The organism is Actinomadura montaniterrae, assembly GCF_008923365.1.
GTDB lineage: Bacteria > Actinomycetota > Actinomycetes > Streptosporangiales > Streptosporangiaceae > Spirillospora > Spirillospora montaniterrae.
Window position 1 is genome coordinate 1 of the sequence record NZ_WBMR01000092.1, and the last position, 12692, is coordinate 12692.

Genomic DNA, 12692 nt, shown 5'->3' on the forward strand with positions numbered 1-12692 from the left:
CGTGCCCGCCGCGCACCGGCCGGCCCCGAAGCCGCAGGTCCCGGCGCCGCCGGTGAGCAGGCCGCCGAAGAAGCATCCGCACCCGCATCCGCCGCTGCCGGTACACCGGCGTCCGCACGGCCTGTTCGTCCGCGTCAGCGTCGCGGCGGGCGGGCCCGGCGGGCTGGTGGACGTCACGGTCGGCGGCGGCGTCCACGTCCACGCGGGCGGGGCGTACGCCGGGGCGGGCGGCGTACACGTCAGAGCGGGCGGGGTGCGGGTCAGCGCGGGCGGCGGGGTGCGCGTGAAGGTGGGCGGCGGGGTGCGCGTCGAGGCCGGAGCGGGCGCACCCCTGGGCGTCCCGCACCGGGTGATGGCGCCCGTCCTCGCCGACGGCCGGTTCCATGGGCGGTTGAAGACACGGTCGCGGGGACCCTACGGCTGAACCCCGTCACCTGCTCTTCCCGTAAAGATCATGGGGAAGGGCGGGGCGGGACGGCAACGGCTGGTAGCGTCCGCCGCGGTTCCCAGTTTGTTGTTACTGGGGAGTCGCGAACCGGCGGTATGCCATGAAAGAGTGCGAATCGCCGTATTGGCCTACGGGGCTGACGGGCTTCACTACGCTATAGACGCCCGAGGTCACTACGCCGGCCTGTGAGCTCCCGTGTAGAGGAAGGGCGGTGTCGCATGGATCGCTGCGCGCTGTTCGTAGACGCCGGCTACCTGCTGGCCGACGGCGCCATGGCGGTGCACGGCACCCGCCATCGCGAGACCGTCTCGTGGGACTTCAGCGGGCTGCTGCAGCTGCTGAGCAACCTCGCGCGCGAGCGCACCGGCATGCCGCTGCTGCGCTGCTACTGGTACGAGGCCACCGTCGAGGGCCGCCGCGCCCCCGAGCACGACGCGCTCGCCGACCTGCCCGGCCTCAAGCTCCGCCTCGGCCGCATCCGCCCCGGCCGCCGCGAGGGCGTCGACACCGAGATCCACCGCGACCTGATGACCCTCGCCCGCAACGGCGCCCTCGCCGACGCCGTCGTCGTCAGCGGCGACGAGGACCTCGCCCAGGTCGTCTCCGACGCCCAGGACCTCGGCCTGCGCGTCACCGTCGTACACGTCGCCGTCGACGGCAACTGGACGATCTCCCGCGTGCTGCGGCAGGAGTGCGACGACCTCATCGAGATCGGCGCCGGGCACCTGCGCCCCTACGTCAACCTGCTCACCGGCATCGACACCGGGTCCGGCTCCTCGGCCGGCTCGGGCGCCCCCGCGCTCGGCGCGGGCCCGCTGTCCAACGGGCACGGCTCCAACGGCCACGGCCCCGGCGGCGCCGGCGCCCCGCTCGGCCCGCTGCAGACCACCGCGCACAACGGCCCGCCGCCGTCGTCCCCGCTCGGCGGGCAGCCGCCGCTCAGCCCCGCCACCGCCGGGCTCGGCTCGGCGGGGCCGTCGGGATCGTCCGGGTCGTCCGGCGGCTACGGCGGCGGGAGCGGCGGCACCGGCGTCCCCACCGGCCCGCTGCCCCTGCCGGGAAGCGGCGGCCTCGGGTCGTCGTCCTCGCTGGGCTCGCCGTCGTCGCTCGGCTCCGGCGGGCTGCCGCTGCCGTCCTCGCCGCTGCAGGCCCCGCCCTCGTCCGCGCCGCCCGCCCCGGCCCCCGCGCCGGCGTCCAGCCAGCCGCCGCTCGGCCCGCAGTACACCTCGTCGCCGGTGCCGTCCCCGTCGCCGCCGCCCCCGCCGCAGACGCTGCCGTCCCAGACGTCCGGGCCGTCGCCGCTGCCGACGAGCCAGCCGCACGGCCCCTACACCGGGCCGCAGCAGATCGCGCCCGTCCCCGCGCAGCAGAGCACCCCGACCCTGTCGGACGCCGTGAAGGCCGCGCACCAGGAGGGCCAGGACTTCGGCGAGTCCGTCGCGCGGGACGCGCCCGCGCTGTGGCTCGAGGCCGTCCTCGCCCGCAAGCCGCGCATGCCCTCCGACCTGGAGGCACGCCTGCTGCAGGGCTCCTCGCTGCCCATCGACTTCCTGCTCCACGACGAGGTGCGGCACGCGCTGCGCCGCGGATTCTGGGACGCCCTCGAACGTTCCCGCAGGTGACGGCGGTACGCCCCGGACACATACGGGCGGGTAATGCACGATCATCAGTGATTCGCCCGCTTCGGCCGGCCGCCGGCGGGTAGCGTTGAACCGTGACGCATGTGACGGAAGACGATCTCGACGACCTGGAGTTCGACACCCTGCGCACCGGCGATCACATCTCGGCGGCCGAGCGGCTGTCCGCGCTGGCCGAGTCGGTGACGGGCGGGGTGTCGCGCGCCAACGTCCTGCTGCGCGCCGGGGAGCAGTGGCAGCACGCGGGCGACCACGGCAAGGCCGCCGAGCTGTACCGCAGGGCCATGGAGGACGGCGGCGAGGTGTACGGCGACCCGCGCGCCTACCTGGCCGACGCGCTGTTCGAGCTGGGGAAGGCCGACGAGGCGCGGACGCTCGTCGACCAGATCCGCGCCGACAAGCCGCGCGACCCCGAGGTGTACCGCACGGTCGCCGAGGTGCTGTACGCCCAGGGCGACGCGTCCGGCGCACACGACTGGGCCACCAGCGGCGCCGACGTGGTGCTCGCCCTGCGCGACCGCGCCGTCGGCACCGGAATCGGCGACCCCGACGAGCCGCCCGTCCCCGACGACGAGTCGCTCACCCCGGGCCCCGACGACGTCGCCCTCGCCGAGGACAGCCTCGAGGCACTGCTGCGGCTGCGCTACCGCGCCCGCATCGACCTCGGCCGCAGCGAGGACGACTACGACGCGCTCCTGGACGACCTCCTCAAGAACTGAGCCGGGAGGGCGCGGCGGGCGGATCCCCTTACGCTGTGGGGATGCCCAACTCCGCCGGCGCCGAGGCGCGCACGCGCCCGCTGATGCTCACGTTCTTCGGGGCGCACGTGCTCGGGCGCCCCGTCGCGGTGTCGTCGGGCAGCGTCATCGAGGTGCTCGGCCGGGTGGGGCTCGGCGAGCACGCGGTCCGGACGTCGCTGAACCGGATGGTCAAGCGCGGGCTGCTGGAGCGGCACCGGCAGGGCCGCAAGATGTACTTCGGGCTGTCCGCGCACGCCGTCGAGGTGCTGGAGGACGGCCGGGAGCGGATCTGGCGCGCGGGCGTGGTGAACCGGAACTGGGACGGCCGGTGGACGCTCGTCGGGTTCTCGCTGCCGGAGGACTGGCGGCGCGAGCGGCACGACCTGCGGTCCCGGCTGATCTGGGCGGGGTTCGGGCCGCTGCAGAACGGGCTGTGGGTGGCGCCCGGCATGGTCGACGTCGCGGCGGCGGTCGCCGGGCTCGGGCTGGAGGCCCACATCCGGGTGTTCGGCGGGAGCGTGCTGCCGCCGACGGAGGTGCGGGACGTGCTGGAGCAGGCGTTCGACGTGCCCGCGATGGCCGCCCGCTACCAGGCGTTCCTCGACCGCTGGGACACCCCGGACAGCACCGACCGAACGCGCGACGCGGGCGGCACGAGCGGCGCTGACCGCACGCGCGGCACGGGCGGGGCTGACCACGCGGACGACGCGGGCGGGGTGGACTGCCCGGAGGCCGCGGCAGGGCTGCCGGACGACCTCGCGCGGCAGCTCGTCCTGCACAGCGACTGGCTGGAACTGGTGCGCCGCGACCCGCACCTGCCGGCGGAGCACCTGCCGGAGGGCTGGCCCGCGATGCGCGCGGAGGCGGTCTTCCGCGACCTCGCGGGACGGTGGGAACGCCCGGCCGCGGCGGAGGCGGCCCGGATCCTGGACACCCTCCCGCTCGGCTGAAACCGCTGATCATCGGCGTGCGGCGGCGCATGGTCCGATATTCGTCACATTATTGACAGCGGTCAAGAAACAGCCGTACATTCGCGGCGACCTTCCGGCACGCTCCCCGATCAGGAGCCCCTCATGTCCCTCCCCCGCCACGCCCGCCGCCTCGGCGGCCTCGCCGCCGCCTGCACCGCCCTCGCCCTCGCCCCGGCTCTCCCGGCCGGCGCAGCCGCCGCCCCGTCCGCGAGGACGGCCGCGTACTCCGGGAAGCTCGCCGACGGCGCCGCCTGGACCGCCGAAGTCCCCGCCCGCTGGAACGGCACGCTGCTGCTGTTCAGCCACGGCTTCGGCCCCCTCGTCGCGCAGGACGCCCCGAGCCCCGGCGCCCGGACCGCCCTGCTCGCCGAGGGCTACGCGCTCGCCGGCTCGTCCTACGACCCGAACGGGTCGATGTGGGCGCTGAAATCCGCCGAACGGGACCAGTTCGCCACGATCGACGCCTTCCGCGGCGCCGCCGGGAAGCCCCGGCACGTCATCTCCGTCGGCCAGTCCATGGGCGGCCTGATCAACGCGCAGATCGCCCGCGACGGCGCCGGACGCGTCGACGGCGCGCTCGGCCTCTGCGGGCTCGTCGCCGGCGGCGTCGACCTGGACAACTACCAGCTCGACGCCGAGTACGCGATCGCCGCGCTCCTCGGCCCGGGAAGCGGCACCCGGCTCGTCGGCTTCTCCGACGCCGCCGAATCCGCGGCGCTCGGCGCGACGCTCACCGACGCCGTCACCAAGGCGCAGGCCACCCCGCGGGGACGCGCCCGGATCGCGCTCGCCTCCGCGTACCTCAACCTCGCCGACTGGGCCCCGAACCAGCAGCCGCCCGCCCGGAACGACTACGCAGGCCAGGAGAAGCAGCAGTACGCCTGGTTCGCGCAGGGCCTGCTGTCATTCCTGACCACCGCCCGCTACCAGGTCGAACTGTCCGCGGGCGGCAACACCTCGTGGAACAAGGGCGTCGACTACGCCGCGCTGCTGCGGCGGTCCTCGCACGCCGCGCAGGTCCGCGCCCTGTACCGGACGGCCGGGCTGAACCTCAAGAGCGACCTCACCCGCCTCACCAAGGGCGCGGACGTCACCGCCGACCCCGCCGCCGTCCGGTCCCTGCGCCGCACCTCCACCGCCGGCCAGGGCCTCGCCGTCCCCCTGCTCAACGTCCACACCACGTCCGACCAGCTCGTCCCCGTCGAACAGGAGAACGCCTTCGCCGGACGCGTCCGCGCCGCCGGACGCTCCGCGCTGCTGCGCCAGGCGTACGTCGCCCGGCAGAGCCACTGCAACTTCACCACCGCCGAGACCGTCGCCGCCGTCCACGCCGTCCAGCACCGGGTCACCACCGGACGCTGGAGCGGCACCGGCGCCGCGCAACTCCAGCGCAGCGCCCTCGCCCTCGGCCTCGACGGCGCCGCCTTCGTCCCCTACCGGCCAGGCGTCCTCGTCGGCGCGCGCCGCTGACCCGCCGATCCCCCGTCCCCAGGGCCGCTGACCGCCCACCCCGTCCCGTCAGGAGTCCACGTGTCCACCACCGCGGAGACCCCGTCCCGCTCCACCCCGGCGTCCGGCGCGACCCTCGCGCGCGGCACGCTGATCGCCTGCTGCGTCGCGGTCTGCCTCGCGCAGATCGGCATCGCGATCCCGGCCACCCTCAACGGCCTGTTCCAGAAGGACCTGCACCCCGTCGGCTCCCAGCTCACCTGGATCTCCGACGCGTTCCTGCTGCCCGTCGCCGTCCTGGAACTCACGTTCGGCGTGCTCGGCGACCTGTTCGGCCGCAAGCGGCTGCTCATCGGCGGCGCCGTCCTGATGGCGATCGGCGAGACCGTCAGCACCACCAGCTCCGGCGTCCACCAGCTGTGGGCCGGGCAGGCGCTCGCCGGCCTCGGCGCCGCCGCGCTGTTCCCGACCTCGCTCGCGATGCTCGCCGCCGGATCCAGCGGCACGCAGCGCGCGCGCGTCATCGCCCTGTGGGCCGCGTGCCTGTCCACCGGCGGGTTCCTCGCGCCCCTGCTCGGCGGCATCACCGCCACCTACGGGTCGTGGCGCTGGTCGTTCATCGTCGTCACCGTCGTCGCGGTGATCAGCGCGGCCGCCAGCACGCTGCTGGCCCGCGACTCCCGCGCCCCCGAGGGCCGCTCCCTCGACCCGGCCGGGCAGATCACCATCGGCCTCGGCCTGTTCGCGCTGCTCTTCGCCATCATCCAGGGCCCCGACGACGGCTGGGGCTCCACCCCCGTCGTCACCGGGTTCGTGCTGGCCGCCGCGTTCCTCGCCGCGTTCGTCGTCGCCGAGCTGCGCGTCCGCTCCCCGCTGCTGCGCCTCGACCTGTTCGCCAACCGGTCCTTCGCCGTCGCGTCCGCCGTCGCCGTCGTCGGCATGTTCAGCTTCCTCGGCACCGCCTACTCGGTCAGCATCCGGCTCGGCCCCGCCCAGGACCAGCCGCCCATGCACACCGCCATGGCGTTCCTGCTGCTCAACGGCCTCGCGCTCGTGCTGCTGCCGGTCACCGAACGGCTCCTGCACCGCGTCGCGCCCGGCCTGCTCACCGGCGGCGGGCTGATCCTCATCGCGGCCGGCGACTTCTGGACCGCGACGCTCCCGATCGGCGACCGCGCCATGACCTCGCTGATCCTGCCGCTCGGCCTGGTCGGCATCGGCTTCGCCGTCACCGTCTCCTCGATCACCGCGACCGCCGTCAACACCGTCCCCCACCACCTGGAGGGCATGGCCAGCGCGACCACCAACCTGCTGCGCGACTTCGGCTTCACCCTCGGCCCCGCCGTCATCGGCGCGGTCGCCCTCAGCCGCGCCGGCTCCGGATTCACCGACAAGCTCGACGCCTCGCCGCTGCCCGCCGGCCTGAAGCACGCCGCGATGGAGGTGCTGCACGAAGGCGGCCCGCTCGGCATCAACGGCGCGTCCGCCGCCGCCCCGCCGCTCAAGCCCGTCCACTCCATGGCGCTGGACGCGGTCGGCCACGGCTACTCGATCGGCTTCGTCGTCTGCGGAGCCGCCGCCCTCGCGTCCGCGCTGCTCACCCTGCTCACCCTGCGCGGCTCGAACCGTCCCGCGCCCGAGGCGGACGCGCCCTGACGGCGCCCGCCGCGGCCTAGAGCGTCGAGATCAGCTCGCTGAACGCCTGGGCCGCGGCGGCGGGAGGCTCGTGCTCGACGACGGCCCAGCCGCGCAGCCGGGCCTCCCGGACCGTCCCGTCCCGATCGGGGAAGGCCGCCTGGTCGGCATGGGTGCGCAGGTAGCCGCAGGGCGCCTCCGGCCAGTCCGGCGGCCCCGGCAGCGAATCGTGGTCGTGCGCGGCCCCCGGCGGGCGCGGCAGGTCGGCGTCCACGAACACGTACCCGCCCACCGGACGGTGCGCCGCGCGCTGCGCCAGCGCGATCGCCGGCAGCAGCGGCCCCGCCGCGCCGTGCGCCGCCAGCACCAGCGGCACCGACGGCCCCGCCGCCGAGATGATCAGCGAGACGCGGGCGACGTACCGGGCGCCCGCGCCGTCCGGCACGTCCGGCGCGATCACGTCCATCCCGTACGAGCGCAGCATCTCCGGCATGTCGCCCCAGGACGCCGCGGCGGCGCCCGGCGCGTGCAGCAGCACCACGGAACCCGGCGTCATGGCCCCCCTTCCCGCCGCAACCGTACAGTGCGGCTGCGGCGGCCCGGCGGCGGATGAATAGGGTTCGTGGTGTGAGCGATCGTGATGAGCTGCTGCGAGAGATCAAGGACAAGGCCGTCGTGCACGGGGACTTCACCCTGTCCTCCGGCAAGAAGGCGTCCTGGTACGTCGACCTGCGCCGGGTCACCCTGGACGGCGCGGTCGCGCCCCTCGTCGGGCGGGTGATGCTCGACGCGACCGCCGACCTGGACTACGACGCCGTCGGCGGCCTCACCCTCGGCGCCGACCCGGTCGCCACCGCCATGCTGCACGCCGCCGCCGCGCGCGGCCGCCGCCTCGACGCGTTCGTCGTCCGCAAGGCCGGCAAGGCGCACGGCCTGCAGCGCCGCATCGAGGGCCCCGACGTCGCCGGGCGCCGCGTCCTCGCCGTCGAGGACACCTCCACCACCGGCGGCTCCGTCCTCACCGCCGTCGAGGCGCTCCGCGAGGCCGGCGCCGAGGTCGTCGCCGTCGCGACGATCCTGGAGCGCGGCGCCGCCGCCCGCATCGCCGAAGAGGGCCTCGTCTACCGGCACCCCTACGCCGTCGACGACCTCGGCCTTTCCCCGGCCTAGGGCGTGTTTTGTGGATCGTGGTTGAGCCACAGGACGAGGCTGGCGATGATGACGACGGCGCGGTAGTGCGCGGCGAGTTTGTCGTAGCGGGTGGCCAGGCCGCGGAAGCGTTTGAGCTGGTTGAAGCAGCGTTCGACGACGTTGCGGCGCCGGTAGCGGTCGGAGTCGAAGCCGCAGCGGCGGTGCCCGCGGCGAGCGCGGGCGGCCAGTTGGTCGCTGCGCTCGGGAATGGTGTGCGGGATGCGCCGTCGCCGCAGATAGCTGCGGATGATGCCAGTGGAGTAGCCCTTGTCGGCGATCAGGTGCCCGGGCCGCACCCGTGGACGGCCCGGGCCGGCGCGTCGGACTTCGATGGCTTCGACGACCTCGATCAGCCGGGTGCAGTCGTTGACGTTGCCGGCGGTGAGGGTGAACGCCAGCGGCAGACCGTGCCCGTCGCAGGCCAGGTGGAGTTTGGTGGTCAGCCCGCCGCGGGACCGCCCCAGCGCCTGCTGTGCTGCGGGTGATGCCGTTTTCGTCCCCGGGTGTTCCCCTTTTTACGGGCGCCGGCGGCGTGCTGGTGGGCCCGCACGATGGTGGAGTCCACGCACACCGCCGACCAGTCCACCGCACCGACCGCATCGTCGTGGACCTGGACGTGGGCCAGCAGCCGTTCCCAGGTCCCGTCGGCGCTCCAGCGGCGGAACCGCTGGTAGAGGGTCTGCCAGGGCCCGTACCGGTCCGGGACGTCCCGCCAGTCGGCACCGGTGCGGATCTTCCACAAGATCCCATTGATCACTTGCCGGTGATCGCGCCACCGTCCGCCCGGCCCGGACGCGACCGGCAGCAACGGCTCGATCCGCGCCCAGGCCGCATCGGTCAACTCGTGTCGACGCACCATGGCCACCATCAAGCCACAACCCAAAGATCCAGATCCGCAAAACAGGGCCTAGGCCTTCGGGCGCACGTACCAGGTGGCGCGCTGCCCCTGCGGCTTCGCCGCCTGCAGCTTGCCGTAGATGCTGACCTGGAGCGATCCGCCGTTCGCCGCGACGACGTCCAGGGTGTCCTCCTTGAACTGGAGGACCTCCCCGGTGTCGTGGACGCCCTGGGTCAGCACCCGCCCGGTGTCGGGGACGCGGACGATCACCGTGGTCGGCTGGCCGGTGACGCGGATCAGCAGGGGGACGTTTGCCGAGGGGGCCTGCGCGGTGGGGGACGCATCGGGGGAGGACGTGCTCTGGCCGCTCGGGGAGGCGGGGGCCGCGGACGGGCTCTGCTTGTCCGGCGAGCCGGACACCGCGTTCACCAGTGCGATGCCGCCCACCACGAGAAGCGCTAAGGCGAAGACCACGGCGATGGCCGCGATCACGATGCGTGCGAGACCTATAGGGTCCGACCGATGACGTCCCACATGGGGAGGTTAGCGATAACTGTCACTCCTGAGCGACGGACGTGACTCTTCACGGTCATTCTTATTCGGACCGTTGCCACCGCCGCGCCCCTTCATGATCTCCCGGACGATCGGGATCACCGACAGGACGAGGATCACCGCGACCCCCGGCAGGATGTACTTCTCGATGTCCGGGACCTCGGAACCGAGGAAGTGGCCGAGCAGGAACAGCGCGTCCGTCCAGACCACGCCGCCGATCACGTTCCAGACGAAGAACCTGCGGGCGTCCATGCCCAGCATCCCGGCGAGCGGGTTCAGGAACGTCCGGACGATCGGGATGAACCGGGCCAGCAGCACGGCGCGGGCCGGCCCGAACCGGTTGAAGTAGTACTCCGCCTTGTCCACCCACTCCCGCCGGAACAGCTTGGAGTCGGGGCGGTCGAACAGGCGGCGGCCGTAGCGGGCGCCGAGGAAGTGCCCGAGCTGGGCGCCCGCGATCGCCGCGACCGGGCCGCCCACCAGCAGCCACGGCAGCGACAGCGACTGGAACTCCTGGCCGTTGACGGTCGAGACCGCCGTGAGGATCCCCGCCGTGAACAGCAGCGAGTCGCCCGGCAGGATGCAGCCGATCAGCAGTCCGGTCTCCGCGAAGATGATGGCGAGCACGCCGATCGTCGCGAACGTCCCGAACAGCTGCAGCCACGCGGTCGGATGCAGCCACTCGGTGATGTCGAGGGGAATCGTCGTGAGATCCACACCGCGAGCGTACCTTTCCGCACGTCGCGATTAGGCGGAACGCGCGCCCCGACGGGATACTGAGCAGCGGACGGCATGCCAGACCGGAGACCGTGTGACCCGGGCCGCTCACCTGGGTAGACGGTCGTTCGTGGTGCTACCGCCCGGCCGGATGCCCGGCGGCACCCTGCGTATGAAAGGACGCTGACAATGCCCATCGCAACGCCCGAGGTCTACGCGGAGATGCTCGACAAGGCCAAGCGCGACGGCTTCGCCTTCCCCGCCATCAACGTGACGTCGAGCCAGACGCTGAACGCGGCGCTGCGCGGCTTCGCCGAGGCGGAGAGCGACGGCATCGTGCAGGTCTCCACCGGGGGCGCCGAGTACCTGTCCGGGTCCACCGTCAAGGACATGGTCGTCGGCGCCAGCGCCCTCGCCGAGTACGCGCGCGTCGTCGCCGCCAAGTACCCGGTGAACATCGCGCTGCACACCGACCACTGCCCGAAGGACAAGCTGGACGGCTTCATGCGGCCGCTGATCAAGATCTCGCAGGAGCGGGTGGCGCGCGGCGAGGAGCCGCTGTTCCAGTCGCACATGTGGGACGGCTCCGCCGTCGAGCTGCACGAGAACCTCGACATCGCCGCCGGGCTCCTCGAGGAGTGCGCGAAGGCGCGCATCATCATGGAGATGGAGATCGGCGTCGTCGGCGGCGAGGAGGACGGCGTCGCCAACGAGATCAACGAGAAGCTGTACACCACCCCCGGCGACGCGATCGCGACCGCCGAGGCCGTCGGCGTCGGCGAGAAGGGCCGCTACATCCTCGCCGCGACGTTCGGCAACGTGCACGGCGTGTACAAGCCGGGCTCGGTGAAGCTGCGCCCCGAGGTGCTCAAGGAGATCCAGGACGCGGTCGGCGCCAAGTACGGCAAGGACAAGCCGTTCGACCTGGTGTTCCACGGCGGCTCCGGCTCCACCCTCGACGAGATCCGCGAGGCGGTGTCGTACGGCGTGGTGAAGATGAACATCGACACCGACACCCAGTACGCGTTCACCCGCCCGGTCGCCGACCACATGTTCCGCAACTACGACGGCGTCCTGAAGGTGGACGGCGAGGTCGGCAACAAGAAGCAGTACGACCCGCGCTCGTGGGGCAAGGCGGCCGAGGCCGCGATGGCCGCCCGCATCGTCGAGGCCGCCGAGAACCTCCAGTCCGCCGGCAAGAAGCTCTGATCTCCCAGGGGGGCGACCCCCTGGAACCCCCGTTGCGACCGACAGGCCGTTTCCCCGCTCCGCTAGCGCTCCGCGGCGAAACGGCCTGTCGGTCGTCGGGCGGGCCCGCTGCGCTCGCTGCACTCGCTCCGCGTGCCCGCCCGTGCCGGGGGCCGGGCTTTGTCTTCCGGACCGGCGTACAACCGACTCTCGCGCGCGTTTTGTGATGAAACTTCGGTAGTCTCGGGTACGTGGCGCTGCCCCGCACCTACGAGAGCCAGAACTGCTCGATCGCCCGCGCGCTGGAGATCGTCGGCGATCGCTGGACGCTGCTGGTCATCCGCAGCGCGTTCGAGGGCGTCCGCCGGTTCGACGACTTCCAGGACGCGCTCGGCGTGGCGCGCAACGTCCTCACCGACCGGCTGACCCGGCTGTGCGACGAGGGGATCATGCGCCGCGTCCCGTACCAGGAGCGGCCCGAGCGGTACGAGTACCGGCTCACCCGCAAGGGCGTCGAGCTGTGGCCGGCGATGATGACCCTGCTGATGTGGGGCGACCGCCACTACGCCCCCGAGGGGCCGCCCGTGATCGTCGGGCACCGGGGCTGCGACGGCACGCTCACGCCCCGCTTCACCTGCGACTCCTGCGGCGCCGCCCTGGGGCCCGGGGACGTCGATCCCCGGCCCGGCCCCGGCGCGTAGGCGGATCCCGGCGAAGAATCAACGCACCGTTCACCGGATTATGGGTTGCTTGACGAAACCCACTGCGGTCCAATGGGTTTCATGAAGCAACTCAATGTGCGCGGCGTCGCCCACATTGCCGCGCCCACACCCGAGGACGTGCGGATCCGGCCGTACGGGGTCACCGACCACGACCGGCTCGTCCGGATGTCCGACCGCCTCTCCGGCAGCAGCCTCTACACCCGGTTCTTCTCCGGCACGCCCCGCATCCCGGACCACTACGTCGCCGCCATGGACCGCCTCGACCACTGGGACCGCGACGCGCTCGTCGCGCTGGTCGGCGGCGAGATGGTGGGCATCGCGGAGTACGTCCGCGACGTCCGCGAGCCGTCCCGGGCGGAGATCGCGGTGCTGGTCGCCGACCCGTGGCAGCGCTGCGGCCTCGGCAGTCGCCTCGTCGGCCACCTGACCCACCTCGCCGCGCGGCGCGGCGTCACCGAGTTCGGCGCCGACGTCATCCTGACCAACCGGGACGCCCTGCTGTTCATCCGGCACGGCTGGCCCACCGCCCGCTCGCGCACCGAGGAGGGCGCCGCCCGGTTCCGCCTTCCCCTGCCCCCGCCCGTGGCCGCAGCGCGGCTCTGAG

13 protein-coding genes and 1 pseudogene are annotated in these 12692 nt (G+C 73.3%); 10 read left to right on the plus strand and 4 right to left on the minus strand.

What is annotated here, in order from left to right:
• The 6 genes and pseudogenes from F9B16_RS51230 to F9B16_RS27330 form a co-directional block, all read left to right on the plus strand.
• Positions 1-424: pseudogene (locus F9B16_RS51230) on the plus strand (hypothetical protein); the annotation flags it as partial.
• Positions 425-666: 242 nt separating this feature from the next.
• Positions 667-2070, plus strand: a complete 1404-nt coding sequence (locus F9B16_RS27310; RefSeq protein WP_151543067.1) for an NYN domain-containing protein — start codon at positions 667-669, stop codon at positions 2068-2070.
• A gap of 92 nt (positions 2071-2162) precedes the next feature.
• Positions 2163-2804, plus strand: a complete 642-nt coding sequence (locus F9B16_RS27315) for a tetratricopeptide repeat protein (protein ID WP_225991983.1) — start codon at positions 2163-2165, stop codon at positions 2802-2804.
• A 41-nt stretch (positions 2805-2845) separates the two neighbouring features.
• A complete protein-coding gene (locus F9B16_RS52930) occupies positions 2846-3775 on the plus strand; it encodes a PaaX family transcriptional regulator (protein ID WP_225991984.1) in 930 nt (309 codons plus the stop codon).
• 123 nt (positions 3776-3898) lie between these two features.
• Positions 3899-5266, plus strand: a complete 1368-nt coding sequence (locus F9B16_RS27325; RefSeq protein WP_151543068.1) for an alpha/beta hydrolase — start codon at positions 3899-3901, stop codon at positions 5264-5266.
• 60 nt (positions 5267-5326) lie between these two features.
• Complete coding sequence (locus tag F9B16_RS27330; RefSeq protein WP_225991985.1) at positions 5327-6901, plus strand: MFS transporter; 1575 nt, start codon at positions 5327-5329, stop codon at positions 6899-6901.
• Between the two features lie 16 nt (positions 6902-6917).
• On the opposite strand, the gene F9B16_RS27335 is transcribed toward F9B16_RS27330, so the two are convergent.
• Complete coding sequence (locus F9B16_RS27335) at positions 6918-7436, minus strand: lipase family protein (protein WP_151543069.1); 519 nt, start codon at positions 7434-7436, stop codon at positions 6918-6920.
• Positions 7437-7507: 71 nt separating this feature from the next.
• On the opposite strand from F9B16_RS27335, the gene pyrE reads away from it, so the two are divergent.
• Positions 7508-8050: an orotate phosphoribosyltransferase gene (pyrE, locus tag F9B16_RS27340; protein ID WP_151543070.1), complete on the plus strand. Its 543-nt coding sequence runs from the start codon at positions 7508-7510 to the stop codon at positions 8048-8050.
• Here pyrE and F9B16_RS27345 read toward each other — a convergent pair.
• From F9B16_RS27345 to F9B16_RS27355, 3 genes are all read right to left on the minus strand, one after another.
• A protein-coding gene (locus tag F9B16_RS27345) for an IS5 family transposase (RefSeq protein WP_404800521.1) occupies positions 8047-8927 on the minus strand; the annotation gives its coding sequence in 2 pieces (ribosomal slippage) (positions 8047-8550 and positions 8553-8927; 879 coding nt in all). The two genes, pyrE and F9B16_RS27345, sit on opposite strands and share 4 nt — an antisense overlap.
• 51 nt (positions 8928-8978) lie before the next feature.
• Positions 8979-9401, minus strand: a complete 423-nt coding sequence (locus F9B16_RS51235; RefSeq protein ID WP_225991986.1) for a hypothetical protein — start codon at positions 9399-9401, stop codon at positions 8979-8981.
• Between the two features lie 51 nt (positions 9402-9452).
• A complete protein-coding gene (locus F9B16_RS27355) occupies positions 9453-10178 on the minus strand; it encodes a DedA family protein (protein WP_151543072.1) in 726 nt (241 codons plus the stop codon).
• 189 nt (positions 10179-10367) lie between these two features.
• On the opposite strand from F9B16_RS27355, the gene fbaA reads away from it, so the two are divergent.
• The 3 genes from fbaA (at position 10368) to F9B16_RS27370 (ending at position 12691) form a co-directional block, all read left to right on the plus strand.
• Positions 10368-11387, plus strand: a complete 1020-nt coding sequence (gene fbaA, locus F9B16_RS27360) for a class II fructose-bisphosphate aldolase (RefSeq protein ID WP_151543073.1) — start codon at positions 10368-10370, stop codon at positions 11385-11387.
• A gap of 230 nt (positions 11388-11617) precedes the next feature.
• Positions 11618-12067 carry a winged helix-turn-helix transcriptional regulator gene (locus F9B16_RS27365; RefSeq protein ID WP_151543074.1) on the plus strand — a complete coding sequence of 150 codons (450 nt, stop codon included), beginning with the start codon at positions 11618-11620 and terminating at the stop codon, positions 12065-12067.
• 81 nt (positions 12068-12148) lie between these two features.
• Positions 12149-12691: a GNAT family N-acetyltransferase gene (locus F9B16_RS27370; RefSeq protein WP_151543075.1), complete on the plus strand. Its 543-nt coding sequence runs from the start codon at positions 12149-12151 to the stop codon at positions 12689-12691.
• Position 12692 lies beyond the last annotated feature (1 nt).

What these genes read in the sequence shown, in the direction of transcription:
- F9B16_RS27310 (WP_151543067.1), top strand. Translation starts at nt 667, where the DNA reads ATGGATCGCTGCGCGCTGTTCGTAGACGCCGGCTACCTGCTGGCCGAC.
- F9B16_RS52930 (WP_225991984.1), top strand. Translation starts at nt 2,846, where the DNA reads ATGCCCAACTCCGCCGGCGCCGAGGCGCGCACGCGCCCGCTGATGCTC.
- F9B16_RS27325 (WP_151543068.1), top strand. Translation starts at nt 3,899, where the DNA reads ATGTCCCTCCCCCGCCACGCCCGCCGCCTCGGCGGCCTCGCCGCCGCC.
- F9B16_RS27335 (WP_151543069.1), bottom strand. Translation starts at nt 7,436, where the DNA reads ATGACGCCGGGTTCCGTGGTGCTGCTGCACGCGCCGGGCGCCGCCGCG.
- fbaA (WP_151543073.1), top strand. Translation starts at nt 10,368, where the DNA reads ATGCCCATCGCAACGCCCGAGGTCTACGCGGAGATGCTCGACAAGGCC.
- F9B16_RS27370 (WP_151543075.1), top strand. Translation starts at nt 12,149, where the DNA reads ATGAAGCAACTCAATGTGCGCGGCGTCGCCCACATTGCCGCGCCCACA.